The sequence below is a fragment of the Shewanella xiamenensis genome (assembly GCF_014647135.1).
In the GTDB taxonomy this organism is placed as follows: Bacteria; Pseudomonadota; Gammaproteobacteria; order Enterobacterales; family Shewanellaceae; genus Shewanella; species Shewanella xiamenensis.
Genome location: NZ_BMOP01000032.1, coordinates 1 through 18,406, shown reverse-complemented (window position 1 = coordinate 18,406; position 18,406 = coordinate 1). Strand labels below are relative to the sequence as shown.

Sequence of the window (18,406 nt, the reverse complement as noted above, 5' to 3'; positions counted from 1 at the left end):
GCGGCTTCGCGGTGGTAACTGCTTAGCCGCTTATGTTTTTATGAGCCTCACGCCCATGTATGGGCGTTCTTAGAAGTAGAGGCGCACCAAATATCAGTAGTGATCAGTAGGGTGATTCCGTTGATCGTTCACGAAAGGATTTGGTGCCGAAGTAGTTTGATTTATCACGATCAACTGCTGGGGTTGTGTCTAATAGGTACAACACTGCCATAGTATTTCCAGATACGGATATTAGGAATAGTTACTATGGAGCGCTACTGATAGGACAGGTGATCTTGGGTATCTATTGCCTTTTCCCACCAGTTCAGTCGCCCTCCATTCGTATTTTGACGAAGAAATAATCAATGACTGTAGTTAGTTATGCCGATTCGGCGCTTTCTTTGCTCCCGCCTGTGGTTGCAATTGTATTGGCGATTTTTACTCGCCGAGTGCTTCTTTCCCTCGGTTTAGGAATTGTGATTGGAGTATTATTGCTCAATCAATTTTCTCCTGTGGCCAGCGGTGAGTTTTTATTTAACAGTGTAAAAGGACTTTTTTGGTCGGATGATGGCGTAAATTCTTGGAATTTATACATTCTCGGTTTCTTGATTGTATTGGGGATGATCACCGCTCTAATTACTGTGAGTGGTAGTGCACGGGCATTTGCTGATTGGGCAAGGTTACATATTCGTAATAAGCGCGATGCGAAATTACTGACCATGTTTTTAGGCTGTGTTGTTTTTATTGACGATTATTTCAATAGCTTAGTCGTTGGGTCTGTCGCAAGGCCTGTTACCGACCGTTACCATATTTCCCGCGCTAAGTTAGCTTATTTATTAGATTCTACCGCAGCACCAGTTTGTGTCATTTCACCGGTATCAAGTTGGGGCGCTTATATTATTGCGTTAATTGGCGGTATATTAACAGCACATGGTTTTGCGGACTCTGGTCATTTGAGTGTATTTATTCAAATGATCCCTATGAATTTCTACGCAATTTTCTCTTTATTATTACTGCTTTGTGTGGCGTTTATGGGCTTAGATGTTGGCCCTATGCGTGAACATGAATTAAATGCCATGCGCGGTAATTTATACGATGAGACTAAAGGTTTACCGCCAGGTGCTAATGCTGATTTACCCGAAGCTGAAACAGGTAAAATCCTCGGGTTATTCCTACCTATCACAGTACTGGTATTTGCGACCCTGTATTTTATGATCGATAGCGGTGCTCAAGTATTAGCTAAAGAAGGCATTGAATTTAATATTATTTCTGCTTTCGAGAAAACCGATGTGAGTTCATCACTGTTCTTTGGTGCCCTGATTGGTTTAGCGGTTGCGCTGGTACTTAACTTAGTGCAAGGCGTTGAAAAATCAATGGTATTAAAAGGTGTAGTGCAGGGCGCTCGCTCTATGTTGCCTGCGATTTACATCTTGTTATTTGCTTGGACCATTGCAGCTGTGATCGGCCAGCTTGAAACCGGTAAGTTTATGGCTAGCCTAGCCACTGGGAATATTCCCTTTGCTTTCTTACCTGCATTAATGTTTGTGTTAGCGGGCCTGACTGCATTCTCTACAGGAACCAGTTGGGGTACGTTCGGGATTATGCTGCCGATTGCCGCCGATATGGCGATGGGCAGTCACACAGCCATGATGTTACCTATGCTGGCTTCGGTATTAGCGGGGGCGGTATTTGGTGATCATTGTTCACCGATTTCTGATACCACTATTTTGTCGTCGACGGGGGCCAGTTGCCATCATATCGACCACGTAGTGACGCAGCTTCCCTACGCCGTAATCGTTGCGCTGATCAGCATGATCGGCTACGTAGTGCTTGGCTTAACTGAATCGGTCAATGCGGGATTAGTGACTTGTAGCATATTGTTTGTATTGACGATTTTTGGTTTGCACATTAAATCCAAAAGTACGGCTTTATAAGTCCGTGATTTAACTTCGCTCTTATATTGAGAATGTAAAACAAATCAGCCAGCAACTATGCTGGCTGATTTTTATCTACTCAGTATCTAAGATTACTGAGTCTGATTGAGTCCACGGCGGTTGAGTAAACCTTCAGTGGTAGGCTCTTGGCCGCGGAAGTTCTTGTAAGCTTCCATTGGCGCAATACTGTTGCCCACTTCGCGAATGGTCTTACGATATTTCATGCCGATCTCACGGTTTAGGCCGCCTTGGGTTTGCACATAGGCAAAGGCGTCAGCCGCTAAAATTTCACTCCACATATACGCGTAGTAACTTGCTGAGTAACCACCTGGGAAGGCGTGGGCAAAGTAAGTTGACTTATAACGTGGTGGTACGGCGGTGATATTTAAGCCGTGCTTTTTCAGCGCATTAGCCTCAAAGGTCGCTACATCTTGCAATGGTGCATCAGGGCTTAATGAGTGCCATTCCATATCCACTAGCGCCGCAGCCATATACTCTAACGTATCGAAGCCTTGGTTAAAACTGCCGGATTTTAACAGTTTTTGCAGTAACTCATCAGGGATAGGCTTGCCTGTTTCGTAGTGCTTGGCGTAGTTGGCTAACACTTTAGGGTGGGCCGCCCAATCTTCTTCGAAAGTCGATGGAAATTCCACAAAGTCACGGGATACCGAAGTCCCAGAAAGACTTGGGTAAGTCACTTTGGAGAACATACCGTGGGTACCGTGGCCCATTTCATGGAACATGGTGGTGACTTCGTTATAGCTGACGAAGGTAGGTTGGCCTTCAGGCGCCTTTTTAATGTTCATCACGTTAACTACGACGGGCTTAGTACCTTCGAGGAAGGATTGCCCTACAAACGAGCTCATCCATGCGCCACCGCGTTTGCCTTCACGGGCAAAGTAATCAGCATAGAAAATCGCCATGCTTGAGCCATCGGCATCAAACATTTCATAGGCTTTCACATCTGGGTGGTATACAGGCAAATCTGGACGTGGTTTTAACGTCACGCCATACAACTCTTTAAGCGTATAGAACACGCCGTCTTCTAGGACGCGGTTAAATTCGAAGTAGGGGCGAATGCTATTGGCATCAAGAGCGTATTTTTCTTGGCGGACTTTCTCTGCGTAAAACTCCCAGTCCCATGGTGCGAGCTCAAACTTGCCACCGGTCTTGTTGATCATCGCTTGGATATCGGCCGCTTCTTTCTCTGTGTTGGCGACTACGGCTGGCACCATAGAGCCAAACATGCTGTAAACCGCTTCTGGCGTTTTTGCCATTTGCGGTGCAAGGCGATAGCTAGCCCAGTTCTCATAACCTAAGAGAGCGGCGCGCTCGGCACGTAATTGGGCTAAGCGAGACACTAAAGATGCGGTCTCGTTTTCACCCGTTAAGCCACGGTTTGCCGAGGCTTCCCAAATGCGCTGGCGCAGTTCACGGTTCTCTAAAGAGGCGAGTATTGGCTGGCGAGTAGTGTTGGTGATATTGATTAAGTACTTACCTTCATGGCCTGCTGCCTTGGCATCATTTGCTGCCGAGGTGATTTCGCTGTCACTTAGGCCAGCCAGTTGTTCTTTGCTATCGACAACAATAGCGATTTCTTTGGTTAAGCGTAGTAAACGTTGAGAGAACTCGTTGGTCAGCGTCGATTGCTCTTCGTTTAAGGCACGGATCTTCACTTTTTGCTCATCGGTCAGCTTAGCGCCAGCCATGATAAAGCGCTGGTGATACACCTCAACCAAACGTACCGCTTCAGGCGTTAAACCTAAGTTATTGCGGTCGTTATAGATGGCTTCAATACGAGCGAATAGTGCAGGATTAAGGTTGATGTTATCCGAGTGAGCAGCCATTTTGGGGGCCATTTCACCTTGGATTTTACGCAGGGCTGGATTGCTGTTCGAACCTGCGAGGTTGTAAAACACGCTCGATGCACGGTTGAGCAGGGCGCCGCTTTTTTCCATGGCGACAATTGTGTTATCAAAGGTCGGCGCAGCAGGATTGTTAGCAATCGCTAAAATTTCTTGATACTGCTCTTTAATACCTTGTTCTAAAGCGGGCTGAAAATGCTCGTCTTTAATAACACTAAAATCAGGTGCTTGATATTGCAGTGTACTGGCTTGGAATAAGGGGTTTTGGGTTTGTACTGCGGTGACATTTGCAGCTTTTGTATCTTGAGTGCTACAGCCTGCGAGTGCTCCGGTCATCAGTGTGGCGCCAATGGCGATGGCAATAAAACTTTTACGCATAGTTGAGTGATTTCCTTAGAATTGTAGTTTTTGTGACTCTAGCGTTACTAACTTAAATAGGACTGAAAACCTATGGGGTGAAGTTGTAAGTAAAAGTAAACAAAAAAAGCGCCCCAAGGTTACGGGGCGCTTTGAACTATTTTCTTGCAGGGAAAATAGCGGGACGATTAACTATTTACGGGTGAAGTTGTGGTATTTGTCGATACCTGAGCTGCTACCTGTGTTATGGCAAACAGCACATGCTTCTCCTGTTGGTTGTTTGAACCAATCACCTACGGCAGGAACGCTGATCTCGCCACCATTGCTAGCCATGTGAGCTTTGACTGCATCGCCTGTGTGGCAAGCATAGCAGTTAGCGGTGACAGGGCTGGTCATTTTGCTACCAGGTTCAAGGATGTATTGGTTTGGTATTTTGTTTAAATCAATCGCGGTTTCGTGACAGGCAACACAGCTTGTGACTGGGTTGATTGCACCTGCACCGTTAGCGGTTTTCGCTTGAGTGCCATCGGCCTTCATCTCACCGACATTCGCACCGTTGCCCCAGTGCCAGCTGTGCACCATAGGACCAAAACCAGCACCCAGAGTGGCCGAAGTCCGTGCCATACCGTTATCATGGCAAGCTACGCAAGCCTTACCGCCTTCGTCAAATGCGCCATTTTTGTGGAATGCGGTGGCATCATTGTGGCAAGTAGTACAGCTGTTATCACTGACTACGGTGCGACGTTCAAAGGCGGATACTTTGGTTGCTGTCGCAGGATCGACTACATCAGAGTATGCGGTGAACGAGACCCCCATTGAGCCGTCATAGCCATTGGCTCTGAGGCTGCCATTGCTTTGATAGCGTTGGTTACCGTCGTACTCCATCCAACCTGCGGTGCTGAAGGTGACCCGTGCAGAGTAGGCATAGTTAGCGTTTACTGCGCTGATATTAGTTAGTAGGTGACAGATATTCTTAGTACCATCGGTGTTGTAACCATAGTAGTACTTAGTACGGTCACCTGGACGGCCTACTAAGGTGTTGTTGTCATAAGCATGCAGATAGGCACCAGCGTAGACAATCGGCTTCTTGGCATCAAATACCAGAGGATCTGAGTAGTTGAAGTTATCTTTAATGCTAAAGATGTTGCCGTCAGTGTCTTTCACTGTGATGGTGGTACACCAACCGGGTTCTGCTTTCGCTACGCTTGAGCCATCGGGCGCATAGTGGTCGGTTAAGGTGGAAATATCATCCACTTTTACGGGGGTTGAGAGTGTTACTTGGTACTTAGCACGGATAGCTTGACGCTCGGTAATGCCTTCTTTGCCTTCATGCATTGGGCGCACATCGGCACCGTTACTTGGCACAATCGCACCTGGTACGCCGCCAGTGTTGTGGCAGTCGATACAACCAGGGCCTGAAACGCTGATATTGGTTGGCGCTTCAACGTGGCAAGAAGTACAGTTCATCACGCTGAAATCTTTAGTGAATTTCTGGTGATTAATGTGGCCAATTTTAGACAGTGTATTGGTGGCGTAACCGCCGATAGAGAAGCCTTCGGCATTTTTTGCTGCAAAGCTAACTGAGCCGTGACAGACTAAACAGCCTTCAACAAAGGTAACTTCGCTGTCCATACCGGTTGCTACATAACTAGCGTGACGACGTGGGCTTGTTGAATAGTCTACGTGACAGGAATAGCAACTATCGGTCGTGGTTGAATGAGTTCCCTCTGGCTTGTTCACCACCAGCGGTGCTGAGCGAGCAATGCCAGTTTCAGCATTACCGCCGACTCTGAGCCATACAATACCTTCGGTACCAGCGTTAACACCTTTCATTGGGGCTTTAAAGCTATAGTGACCATCGCCTAATGAAGTGAGCAAAGCGCCCTCAGTTGCTTGAGTTGCAGCGCCACCGATATTGACGTTATCTTTGACAGGATTGCCACTTGCGTCGGTTTTGTCGGCTTCATTTCTATTATTGATAAAGCCTTTATCGGTTAATGCTGCAACTTTGGCTTCAGCATTTTTCAGTCCATTGATTAAGTTGCCATTTTCGTCAGTGATCTTAAATTCATAGGTGATATTGCCTTCACCAAAGCTATAGTTCAGTACTTTTACATTGGTGACTGTTGAACTCGTGACTGGTGGTGGAACCCAAGGTTCACCCGGTGTTCCCGGTGTGCCAGGTGTCCCCGGAGTGCCTGGCGCGCCATCTACACCATCTTTACCATCACTGCCGCAACCTACGAGAGCACCGGTAAGTGCTAAGGCGACAACGTATGCCAGTTTTTTAGAGGTGAATATTCTCATCATAATCTCCATTAATCCAATACGCATTTAAAGGCACGGATTGCAGCACTAACGTTTGCAGGGGAGATTAGTGCTTTGAACCGCTGATTTCATTTGCAAGCATCGAATACTTTTATTTTTTAAATTGAGTACTTTTGGTCTCGGATGAAATATTACTGTTATTGATATGTTTGTTTTTTGAACCAAACCGCATTTAGGACTATAACTTTGGAGGTAGATCGCATTTCTAAACTTTTGTTAATGTGATTTTTCTTAATTAAAACAATATTTAAGGTTAAATTAAGGTTGTTGTAACAATTGCGCTTTTATGGCTTTATCTGTTTCCATATGTTGAGCGTTGAACAGAAATACGAACAATGATTTTCAAAGTTGATTGACCATGAAATCACTAAAATATCCATTCTAGATATTTAGATTGAGATTTCAGTATAAAAGCTGAGAAAGGCCTAGTGTGCTAGGGTCAAGCGCAATGCTAAACTAAGCGGCATAAACTCTGGTGACAGAGATATGATCAATCAGTTTGAAAAAGGGATTCATTTTGGCGCAATTGTACTTTTACTATTCAGCAATGAATGCGGGTAAATCTACCTCTTTATTACAATCTTCCTATAACTACCGTGAGCGCGGTATGAATACGTTAGTGATGACGGCTTCTATCGATGATCGATACGGTAAGGGCAAAGTAGCTTCGCGGATTGGTATTGAGACCGAGGCGCAGGTTTTTAGCCGTGATGACAACTTGATTGAAATGATTACCGCTGCCCATCAAGTGAATCATCTGAGTTGTGTGTTGGTAGACGAATGCCAGTTTTTAACTAAAGAACAAGTCAAACAACTTACATACATTGTTGATAATATAGATATCCCTGTATTGTGCTATGGATTGAGGACTGACTTTCAAGGTGAGCTTTTTAGTGGTAGTCATTATTTATTAGCTTGGGCAGATAAATTAATTGAGCTAAAAACCATTTGTCACTGTGGTCGCAAAGCGAATATGGTGGTGCGGCTAGATGGTGAAGGAAAAGTCATGCGCGAAGGTGAGCAGGTCGCAATTGGCGGTAATGAAAGTTACGAATCGGTATGCCGTAAACATTTTCGTGAGTTTATTTGGGATTAACCTAAGCTCGGTTAGCACTTAACCAAAATATAAGAATTTTTGTGCTAACCACTTTGAGGCTTGCTGCCAAGTCATTAAAATATGGTGAGATATAACACATATAATCCATCATCCAAGAGCAGTTAGATCTTGTTCGAGCAAGGTAATAAGAATGTATCGCGGCGATACACTCAGATAAGCATAAGTGTGAGTTTTGCCGTTGTACTTCATGTTGATGTATTAAGCATAAGTTGGGAAAAATCCCACGTAGAAAGGATGTGTTAAGTGATTTTTTGGAGCCGTTTTGCCTAATTCTACGCAAGAAATGCAATTTGAAAACTATCGTCCTCGTCCGCCACAACCCGAGCCTAAGGCAAAGCGTGAGCGTAAGCCTAGATCTAAAGGGCGTGCTTGGTTTCTATTATTTATTCTGGTTTTTTGTTTAGCGATTTTGATTGGTCAGGAGGTCAAAACCTCTTATTACCAGTCTAAGTATATTCACCAATACGCTAAAACTCTGACCTATGAGCTGAAAAACGAGCCTACTCAGTCGATTATCTATCCAAGTTATGGCCCCTTCGATGAGCGTCATGGCTACAGTAAGTTGCCACAATATATTGATCGCTTATTGCAACGTAATTTCCAAGTGACACAGCAGGTTGAGTTTTCTCCTGCGTTGCAGGAATACGCCCAGATAGGCTTTTTCCCGCCTTACCATGAGAAAGCACAATCGGGTTTGACTTTGCTTGACTGTCGCAATACCGATCTCTACGAGTTCACTTATCCAAAACGTGTGTATCAGGATGACGATAAAATCCCTAATGAAATCGTCAATACTTTGCTGTTTATTGAAAACCGCGAGTTGTGGACCACAGAGCCAAAACTAAATCCGGTGATTGATTGGCCACGTTTTATTGTGGCGGGGATGAGCCAAATCGCTGAAATGGTGGGGATGAATGTCTCAACTGCGGGTGGCAGTACACTGGCGACGCAAATTGAGAAGTTCCGCCATTCTTCTCAGGGATTAACTTTAAGTATCAAGGATAAATTGCTGCAAATAGCCTCAGCAACAGTGCGAGTGTACCAACAGGGAGAAATCACTGAACCTGCCCGTAAACGTATCATCCAAGATTACTTAAACACAGTGCCTTTATCCTCAGCCCCTAACCATGGTGAAGTGCATGGCATAGGTGACGGCCTATGGGCTTGGTTTGGTACAGATTTCGATACAGCAAACCAACTGTTGTCTTCCCCCCAAATTAAAGCTAATACAGCCAAACGTGGCCAAGTGTTTCGCCAGGTGGTGGCACTGATGATTGCTCAGCGTCGTCCATCCTATTACCTATTACAGGGACATGAAGATTTAGAGAATCTAGTTGATAGCCATATCCGTTTACTCGGCCAATATTATCTGATTGACCGTAAACTCAGGGATGCCGCACTAGGACAAAAATTACAGTTTAAAGTCGCTAAACCTCAGCGTAATACCCAATCGGGCGCAGACAAGGGCGTTAACACTATCCGTATTCGTACAGCGGGTATGTTGAATGTCGGCTTATATGATTTGGACCGACTCGATTTAACCGTGAATAGTAGTCTACACAGTGAGTTACAACAGCAAGTAAGTAACTACTTACGCAGCCTTGGGCAAACTTCAACGGCTGAAAAAGTCGGACTTTTAGGTGAGCGTTTACTCGAACCTAGCCAACTGCAAAACGTACTCTACAGTTTTACGCTGTATGAAAAAACCGCCACGGCCAATCGTGTACGGGTACAAACAGACAGTACTGACCAACCTTTCGATATTAACGAAGGTAGTAAGTTGGAGCTCGGATCGACGGCAAAGCTTAGGGTGCTCGCGACTTACCTTGAGATCATTGCTGAAATTCACGATAAGTATTCGAAAAAACACGGCATTGAGTTGGAGTCGATTGTGATTGAACCTCGCGATCATCTCACGCGCTGGGCGATTGACTATTTGATTGTCAATCCCGATAGGCGCCTTGATCGTATGCTCGATGCTGCGCTGCAACGGGAATATTCCGCCTCGCCTAATGAGCAGTTCTTCACTGGCGGTGGTTTGCATGTATTTAATAACTTTAAGAAAACGGAAGATCTTAAGATTCCGACCATGTATCAAGCACTGCAAGACTCGATCAACTTGCCCTTCGTGCGTTTAATGCGTGACATTGTCAACTACAGCAGCAGCATGCAAAACGAAGGCAATATGGCGCGCTTACTGCGCAATGATAAGGATCCGCGCCGAGAGGAATATCTGCGGGTATTTGCTGATCGTGAAGGCAATACCTTCGTGACTAAGTTCTACCGTAAATATAAGAAAGTGGCACCCAATGAGCGTTTAGAACTGTTTTTCGATGGTCAAACCCAAGCTGAACAACAACTCACTGCGGCTTATCGTTATTTGCAGCCTAATGAGTCTATCGTCGCCTTTAAGGCCTTTTTACAGCAGCGGCTACCACAAAATAGTTACACCGATAAGCGCATCAAAGAGCTATATAACAAGTACGGCCCCGAAAAATATAACCTCCCAGATCAAGGCTATATCGCGCGGGTGCATCCGCTTGAACTCTGGGTACTCGATTATTTGAATCAACATCCTGAAGCTAACCTCAACGATGTGAAAGAGGCCAGTAAAGATGAGCGTCAGGAAGTCTATCGCTGGCTGTTTAGAACTCGGCACAAAAACGCGCGGGATGTGCGTGTACAAGTAATGCTGGAGGTTGAAGCTTTCCTTGATATTCATCAGCGTTGGGCGCGTTTAGGCTATCCCTTTGAATCTATGGTGCCTTCTTTAGGTTCGGCGCTCGGCAGCTCGGGCGACAGACCTGCTGCTTTAGCGGAATTAATGGGGATTATTCAAAACGATGGTTATCGTTTACCGACGGTACGGATTAATCAATTGCACTTTGCTGAAGGTACGCCCTATGAAGTACGGCTCGAAAACCAAAATACCCAAGGCGAACGAGTGATGCGTCATGAAGTCGCCCAGGCGTTAAAGGCGGCGTTGGCAAATGTCGTTCAAAACGGTACTGCACGACGTCTTAAGGGTATCTTTACCGATGATAACGGCGAGATGCTGGCCATTGGCGGTAAAACGGGTACGGGCGACAACCGTATTGTGACCCAGATGCAGCAGGGCCGAAAAGTCGCTACCACGGCGATGAACCGTACTGCGACTTTTGTGTTTTACTTAGGTGATAACTACTTCGGCACCTTAACTGCCTTTGTGCCGGGCAGTAAGTCCGATGATTTTAGTTTTACCTCGGCGCTGCCATTACAAGTGATGAAAGGGATGATGCCTATTCTTGCGCCTTATGTGAAATCATCAAAAGGTATGTGCGTGCGGGATGAGTAATGACTCACTTTTGCAATATGCGTTTTTGAAACATAAGCATTGTAATGCGAGTTTGAAGTTCCTTAGATAAAGCAAACCCCGCAGCCGTGAACCGGTTTGCGGGGTTTTTATTGGCACCGACAAGCTTATTCGTCGGCGTTGATATATTGCTTGCGGTCTAAATCGTACTTACGCATCTTGTCGTACAAGGTTTTGCGGGGCAGTTCGAGTTGTTCCATGGTTTGCTTAATACTGCCCTTGTTATGACTTAAGGCCTCTTCAATCAAGACTCGCTCAAAAAACTCAACCCGTTGCAGTAAGGACATACTGGTATGCAGACTCGGTGCATTACCTAAGGTGCCAGCGAAGGCGGCTTCACCACCGAGTAACACATAACGCTCTGCCAGATTTCTAAGTTCGCGCACATTACCCGGCCAATCGTGGGAGGTAAGGATGGCATTTTGCTCGGCATTGAGGGCAATCAAGGCCTTGTGATAGCGCGCTGATGCCATACGAGCAAAATGTAAGAACAATAAAGGGATATCTTCGCGGCGATCCCTGAGTGGTGGAATTGGCACAGTCACCAGATTCAAGCGATAGAGCAAGTCTTGGCGGAATTCCCCTGTGTCACATAGGGACTTTAAATCCACTTTAGTGGCGGCAATCACCCGAATGTCCAAATGGATGCTTTTATTGGAGCCTAGGCGTTCGACCTTGCGATCTTCGAGTACCCGCAGCAGTTTGACTTGCAACGACAGCGGTGTACTTTCGATTTCATCTAAAAAGAGTGTACCGCCATTAGCGTACTCAAACTTACCTATCCTTAGCTTATCGACGCCGGTAAACGCGCCAGCTTCGGCACCAAAGAGTTCGCTCTCAATTAAATTTTCAGGAATAGCGCCGCAGTTAATAGCGACAAAGTTGGCCTGATTGCGACTACTGTGGTCATGCAGATAGCGTGCGACCAATTCTTTACCCGTGCCAGTTTCACCTTCGATAAGCACATCTGCGGGGGTATCGATAACTTGGTCGATAATATGGCGCATACGCAAAATGCCGACGCTGTGGCCTAATATTCTTGGCCCTGGCACGTTATGGCTTTCTAACTCTTTCTTTAACTTGCGGTTTTCGAGGGTAAGGCTGCGTTTATCCAAGGCACGTTTCACCACATCTAACATATGCTCGTTGTTAAAGGGTTTTTCGAGAAAATCGTAGGCACCTTGCTTTAACGCATTGACTGCCATAGCGATATCGCCAAAGCCAGTGAGTAGCACGACGGGTAAATCGGGATCTTGCTGGCGAATTTGCTGCATTAGGCTGATGCCATCGAGTTGCGGCATATTCACATCTGAAATCACCACACCTGCCCAGTCTCTATCAAGGAGTTTAGCAATGCCTTTAGGATCGGTGGTGGCAAAGGCTTTGATGCCTTCAAGCTCAAACAGTTGTACCAGGACTGTGCCAATATGGGGCTCATCGTCGATGATCAGTACGCTATAGTCTTGAATTGAATTGGGAAGACTCATGATGACTGGCGTTCCTCAGCTAAATAAATCGGTAAAATAATGTGGAAAATGGCGCCGCCGTCCTCGGCATTGGCAACATTAATCTGCCCCTGCATAGACTCAATAATGCGCTGGGAAATGGATAAACCTAGGCCAAGTCCTGTACGCTCGCTAGTGGTAAAATAAGGCTCAAAAATTTTCTCCATTTGGCTTTCGCGTACTCCAGGGCCAGAATCTTGAATACTGATACAGAACTTGTCTTGGCAGTTTACCCTAATACTCAGTGTACGTTTTGGAGATTGCTGCATGGCGACTACCGCATTGCTCATAATATTGACAAACACTTGCTGCAAGCGCACTTTGTCGCCCCAAACCTGATATTGGCCTTCAGGTAGCAATACATCGAGTTCAACCCCTTGTTTGTCGATTTCGGGCTGCACTATGGTCAGAGCTTGTTTTATACAGCCCTTTAGATCGGTGGCACTATCCGCACCTTTGCTCTTACGGGTAAAGCTTTTAAATTGCCCAACAATATCGGCTAAGCGGTCGGTCAGCTCAATAATAATTTTCAGGTTATCCAGTGCCTTATCTTGCATATTGCGGGCAAGGAAAGTTTGAGTATTTTGCGCGTAGCTGCGAAGGGCCGCTAAGGGCTGATTAAGCTCATGATTGATACTGGCGGATAAACTACCAATCACGGTCAGCTTAGCGGCTTGGATCAGTTCATCTTGGGTATCTTTTAGGCGATCATTTGCCTGCTGCAGATCTTGGGTACGCTCCTCGACCCGTTGCTCTAACAAACTTTGTGCTAATTGCATACGCTGCAAGTTACGGCGCCGCTCGCTGCTAAAGAGTAAACCTAAGGCAAGCAGCAAGTAGATAGATGCCGATAGCAGCATCAGTGCAGGTAAAGAGTCATGTAGCGGTTTTAATGGTGCAAGAATATGTACTCGCCAACCCGCTTTAGTCATCAAATGGTGGGTATCCATATATTGCGATTGATTATTGCCTTGGCGGATTTGGTAGATATGGCCGCTGCTGAGGCTATTTTCTTGATATTGCGGTTTTATTAATAGTTCACCTATCGGGCGTTCGGCGTAACGCTTTGAGGCATTTAAGGCATATTGTTTGGCCTGAGTCAGTGGTGTGAGTGAGGTTAAGCGCCATTCATCTACACTTGAAATAAAAACGATATCGTCGGGATCGCTGATTAAAAATTGGTATTGGCCAGCCATTGCAATACTGGTGCTTTGCTGTTCAATATCGGCGATATCCACTTTTACAATAATGGCACCCAGAATGCCTTTTCCGCCTTGCTGATAAATAGGATAAGAAAAGTAAAAACCGCGTTTATCCGAGCTAGTGCCCACCGCATAGTAGCGGCCTAAATTGCCCGAAATCGCATCGGTGTAATAGGGTCTGAAGGAGTAGTCTTTGCCGATAAATGAAAAGGGCTGTTGCCAGTTGCTGGCTGCGACTGCAATGCCGAGGGCATCAATAAGATAAATATCAGACGCCTCTGTCACATGCTGAATTTCCTCTAAATACAGGTTGAGCTCTTGCACCTTCTTGGCATTTTGTTGATCGTTGAGCACATTGGCGAGCATGGGATTGGTTGAGAGTACATGAGGGATGCTTTCATAGCGTGACAGGGCGCCATCTAAGAAGCTGACTAGCTCTTTGAGTTGTTTCTCAGATTGTTGTTGGATGTCTATTTTTCCCTGATAAAAATGCACCCAGTACGTTAATTTTAAGATGGCAAACAAACCCGCAAGTAGCACTATGGTCATGAATAGACGTTTTTTGGCTTTAGGCGTCATGGGCAACATAGCAGGCGATCCTGATCCACACTGAATAAAACAAAGCGAGCCTGAGTAGGCTCGCTTAAAAACTATCTAGAATCAAGGAATAATCTTTATTCCTGAAGATTAATATCCATTAAGCTTATCCAGTAATTCTGGCAAGAATAGCGAGATTTGTGGCACGTAGGTGATCAGCGCCAGGAAGGCCAACATCAGTGCTAACCATGGCAGTACGGATTGGATCACCCAACCAATGCTGCGGCCAGTGATCCCCGCTGTCACAAAGAGGTTAAGCCCAACAGGCGGCGTTAGCATACCAATCTCCATGTTGACCACCATAATGATGCCTAAGTGGATAGGATCAATACCAAGTTGAGTGGCAATCGGAAATAGAATTGGCGCCATAATTAACACGATCGCTGATGGCTCCATAAAGTTACCCGCCGCTAATAGCAGTAAGTTAACAATGATTAAGAAGCCCCAAGCGGGTAGCCCCATCCCCACAATATACTCGGCAATAATATGGGGAATACGTTCAGTGGTGAGCACGTGTGCAAACAACATGGCGTTGGCAATAATAAACAGCAGCATGATGCTGACCTTGGCACCATCACGCACCACATGGCGAATTTCTTTGTCGATTGGGGTTTTTATCAGCCCCAGCACCATATGACCTAAGTTACGAGCGATCGCGCTTGGGATGGCTTCATTAGGGTTACGCCATGCGACATTTTTCAATGGACCAATATCACGATATCCAAATACCGCAATAAAGTATGCATACATACAAGCCACGGCAGAGGCTTCAGTTGGGCTGGCTACACCGCCGTAGATTGAACCTAACACGATAAAGATCAGCGCCAGACCGCCTAAGGCTTTGGCACTTGAAATTCCCAGTTGCTTAAAGCCAGGGAAGGGACGTGATGGCAGATTCTTAAAACGGGCGACGATATAAATCACTATCATCAGTAGGAAACCCATCATTAAGCCTGGGATTAAACCCGCCATGAACATTTTAGCCGCAGAGACTTCTGTCGCCGCTGCATATACTAGCATCACGATTGAAGGTGGGATCAAAATCCCTAAAGTGCCAGAGGTGGTAATTACCCCTGAAGCAAACTTTTCGGGATAACCTGCTTTTACCATGCCAACGATAACAATTGAGCCAATTGCGGCTACTGTCGCTGGGGAAGAACCTGAAACCGCGGCAAATAACATACAGGCCATCACAGAGGCCATGGCTAAACCGCCACGGATATGGCCGATACTATCCATTGCAAAGTCGATGATCCGCCTTGCCACGCCACCTGTTGATAGGAAAGCCGAGGACAGAATAAAGAAAGGGATCGCCAGCAGGGTGTAGTGCTCTGACGATGACTCATAAAGTTTTAATGCCACAGAGGCGAGGGAATCGTTGGAAAAGAATAAAATCGTCAGCATGCTCGAGAAACCTAACGCAATTGCGATAGGCATACCTAAAAACATACAGACGAGTAGGGCAGTAAAGAGGGTCGCAATGGCCATTACTTCGCTTCCTTATTGTCTGTTTCTTGTTGTGCGTGCTGAGCAGCTTCATCAATTAAATGCATGCTTTCTTTCGCTTCATCGGCAAATTGGAACCCAGAGACTTGGTTGCGCAGGATAGCGATAAACAGTTCTAAGAAACGCCAAGTCAACATGCTAAAACCAATCAATAGAATGCTTTGGGATAACCAAATTGGCACAGCGCCGTCTTCAATATCAATTTTTAATGTGTTCCAAGCAAAGTCAGGATCTAAGCTGTTTAACAAAAACTTAGGGAAATGAATATCTTCCATCGGAACGCCAATTTGGTACATCTGCGACAGATATTGCCAGCTACCTTTTAGAAATAGTCCGCAATAAGCCAAGCAAATCAATGCTGTCACTAGAGATGTGAGCTTTTTAGCTTTAGGTGGTAGATTTTTTACAAACGCATCAACACCGATGTGAGCGCCGACTTTCACCCCATAGGACATACCAAAGAGTACAAACCAACCACACAGGGTTAAGGTGAGTTCTTGGATCCATAAGAAACCGGTATTGAAGAAAAATCGTGCCACTACCTCTGTAAACACTAAGAGTGTCATTAAGGTGATCAAGAGATTGAGCACCCCTTCTTCAAAGTAACCAAAAATTCGCGATATCACAGCTGTACTCCCCTCGCTCAAATACCGCTTAACCTCAAAATGAGATTAAGCGGCTTATTTCATTATTATTTATTTGCAGCAACAGCGGCTTCAATCACATCTTTACCGACTTGATCTTCAAACTTAGCCCATACTGGTTTCATCACATCAACCCATTGTTGACGTTCTGCTGGGGTTAAGGTCACCAATTGAGAACGTTTTGAATCAAGGATTAATTGCTTGTCTTCGTTATCTTTTTCTGCAGCGATCTTGTTACCTAAAGCGATAGATTCGTCTAATGCTTCTTTGATCACTTTACGTTTGTCCGCAGGTAAGCTTTTCCAGAAGGCATCAGAGGTCACGACCATGTAATCCAATACGCCATGGTTACTTTCTGTAATATGGCTTTGAACTTCATAGAATTTTTGTGAGTAAGTGTTAGACCAAGTGTTTTCTTGACCGTCGATTGCGCGGGTTTGTAGCAGGGTGAACACTTCTGAGAATGGTTTTTTCACGGGGATAGCGCCAACTGCATCAAACTGTGCGGCTAATACGTCAGATGCCATCACGCGGAATTTTAAGCCTTTAGCATCAGAAGGTTGCTTGAGTGGTGCGTTAGCAGAAAACTGCTTCATACCATTGTGTAAATAGCCTAAACCCACAATACCTTTGCGGCTCATTGAGTTGAGTAGTGCTTGACCAGCTTCACCCTGTTGGAAACGGTTTACTGCATCCATGTCATTGAACAGGAAAGGTAAGTCGAAAACTTGTAAGCGTTTGGTGTAACGTTCAAATTTTGAGAGTGAAGGTGCTACAAATTGCACATCGTTTAGCAATAGTGCTGCTAACTCGTTGTTATCCCCAAATAACTGTGAGTTAGGAAATACACTGACCTTGTATTCACCCGGTAAACGTTGCTCAACGAGTTCTTTAAACTTCAGTGCCATTTGGCCTTTAGGCGTATTTTCTGCCACAACGTGTGAAAACTTAATTTCAATCGGTTCTGCAAATACGTTAAAGCTGGTTGCGAATACGGAGGCAACGGCGAGCATTTTGACTAAGGTTTTGAGTGGACGGGTCAATCCAGTTTGTTGATTCAATGTCATTTTGAGTTCCTTTTTCTGTTGTTAGGATTTGTCCTCAGCCTTGGTTAGTTTGTTACCAAGTGTGAGTAGGAATACAGCCTTGATTTCCCTGAGGTCTGTCTTAATAAAGGCAAATACCACGCCAACTTACGATGGATTCTGTAAGTGTTTGGTTAATAAAGTGTAGTTCATTTGACGTTTGTCACACTTTTAGTTTTGTGGGTGAGATCTCGCTCACGTTGATTTTGCCTATGGGTGGAAATCCACCCAAACTGCATTTTGTGAGATATGAGCTGAGGTTTTTAGCTTGATGGTTAACTGAGCAAAATAAGTTGCTTTTAGATCAAAAACGGTTTGAAAAATGACTGTGGAGTAGGGGGAGGTGACATGGATAAAATAAAGCACAGTGACGGTCAGCCGTGATCTTCGCCTATTCTTTTTAAGATCTCATCACTTGGGAGTAACTCCAAGTGTCCACGTTCATCGAAATACCAGCCAGTAATAAACCCTTTTTGGCGCATACTCACAAGGTTTTGCATGACCTCACGGGCTTCTCTTAAGGCAGTTTGCTCGTCACAGGCATGAGTATGTTTAAGATAAGCGGCGATATTGGTGAGGGATGCGGATTGACTGACGCTAGCCATAGTGCTGATCTCCAAATAGCTCAAGACAATGGATCAGCGCGTTTTAGCCAAAATCAGGGTAAATACTAGGTAATGGACTCAATTAACGTCATGCTGATTTAGAACAAGCATAGTTGAGATACTAAGGCGGTAAAGTTTTTGAGGTAAATATGGTGGTCGCTACTGGGATCGAACCAGTGACCCCCTCCTTGTAAGGGAGGTGCTCTCCCGGCTGAGCTAAGCGACCCGGGGTAAATCAGTAGTGCAGAATATGGTGGTCGCTACTGGGATCGAACCAGTGACCCCCTCCTTGTAAGGGAGGTGCTCTCCCGGCTGAGCTAAGCGACCCGG

11 protein-coding genes, 2 tRNA genes and 1 riboswitch are annotated in these 18,406 nt (G+C 45.4%); of the genes, 3 read left to right on the top strand and 10 right to left on the bottom strand.

The window, feature by feature from the left end; genetic code table 11:
• The first annotated feature begins 68 nt into the window (after positions 1-68).
• Positions 69-265, top strand: a riboswitch (Lysine riboswitch).
• A 79-nt stretch (positions 266-344) separates the two neighbouring features.
• Positions 345-1,913 (top strand): Na+/H+ antiporter NhaC family protein, encoded by a 1,569-nt coding sequence (locus IEY09_RS18320; RefSeq protein ID WP_188872192.1) that lies wholly within the window; start codon positions 345-347, stop codon positions 1,911-1,913.
• A 92-nt stretch (positions 1,914-2,005) separates the two neighbouring features.
• Here IEY09_RS18320 and IEY09_RS18315 read toward each other — a convergent pair whose 3' ends face one another.
• On the bottom strand, positions 2,006-4,156 hold the full coding sequence (locus tag IEY09_RS18315; RefSeq protein ID WP_047537187.1) for a M3 family metallopeptidase: 2,151 nt from the start codon (positions 4,154-4,156) through the stop codon (positions 2,006-2,008).
• Positions 4,157-4,327: 171 nt separating this feature from the next.
• A complete protein-coding gene (locus IEY09_RS18310; protein WP_188872190.1) occupies positions 4,328-6,442 on the bottom strand; it encodes a multiheme c-type cytochrome in 2,115 nt (704 codons plus the stop codon).
• Between the two features lie 538 nt (positions 6,443-6,980).
• Between IEY09_RS18310 and IEY09_RS18305 the strand changes: the two genes are divergently transcribed.
• Together IEY09_RS18305 and IEY09_RS18300 are read left to right on the top strand one after the other, a co-directional pair.
• The gene (locus tag IEY09_RS18305) at positions 6,981-7,559 is read left to right on the top strand and encodes a thymidine kinase (protein WP_037420539.1); all 579 of its coding nucleotides are present in this window, start codon (positions 6,981-6,983) and stop codon (positions 7,557-7,559) included.
• A gap of 283 nt (positions 7,560-7,842) precedes the next feature.
• Positions 7,843-10,914, top strand: a complete 3,072-nt coding sequence (locus tag IEY09_RS18300; protein WP_188872187.1) for a transglycosylase domain-containing protein — start codon at positions 7,843-7,845, stop codon at positions 10,912-10,914.
• Positions 10,915-11,039: 125 nt separating this feature from the next.
• Here the strand turns inward: IEY09_RS18300 and IEY09_RS18295 are convergent, their stop codons facing one another.
• From IEY09_RS18295 to IEY09_RS18260, 8 genes are all read right to left on the bottom strand, one after another.
• Positions 11,040-12,419 (bottom strand): sigma-54-dependent transcriptional regulator, encoded by a 1,380-nt coding sequence (locus tag IEY09_RS18295; protein ID WP_037428305.1) that lies wholly within the window; start codon positions 12,417-12,419, stop codon positions 11,040-11,042.
• Positions 12,416-14,227: a sensor histidine kinase gene (locus tag IEY09_RS18290; RefSeq protein ID WP_188872185.1), complete on the bottom strand. Its 1,812-nt coding sequence runs from the start codon at positions 14,225-14,227 to the stop codon at positions 12,416-12,418. Before IEY09_RS18290 ends, IEY09_RS18295 begins: the two co-directional genes overlap by 4 nt.
• 99 nt (positions 14,228-14,326) lie before the next feature.
• Positions 14,327-15,724: a TRAP transporter large permease gene (locus tag IEY09_RS18285; RefSeq protein WP_037428311.1), complete on the bottom strand. Its 1,398-nt coding sequence runs from the start codon at positions 15,722-15,724 to the stop codon at positions 14,327-14,329.
• A complete protein-coding gene (locus tag IEY09_RS18280; protein WP_037420550.1) occupies positions 15,724-16,368 on the bottom strand; it encodes a TRAP transporter small permease in 645 nt (214 codons plus the stop codon). Before IEY09_RS18280 ends, IEY09_RS18285 begins: the two co-directional genes overlap by 1 nt.
• Positions 16,369-16,433: 65 nt before the next feature.
• Positions 16,434-17,453, bottom strand: coding sequence for a TRAP transporter substrate-binding protein (locus IEY09_RS18275; protein ID WP_037420553.1), 1,020 nt, complete (start codon positions 17,451-17,453; stop codon positions 16,434-16,436).
• A 392-nt stretch (positions 17,454-17,845) separates the two neighbouring features.
• Positions 17,846-18,076, bottom strand: a complete 231-nt coding sequence (locus IEY09_RS18270) for a hypothetical protein (RefSeq protein ID WP_011073026.1) — start codon at positions 18,074-18,076, stop codon at positions 17,846-17,848.
• A 150-nt stretch (positions 18,077-18,226) separates the two neighbouring features.
• Positions 18,227-18,302: transfer RNA gene (locus IEY09_RS18265), tRNA-Val, on the bottom strand.
• Between the two features lie 25 nt (positions 18,303-18,327).
• Positions 18,328-18,403: transfer RNA gene (locus IEY09_RS18260), tRNA-Val, on the bottom strand.
• Between the last annotated feature and the right edge of the window lie 3 nt (positions 18,404-18,406).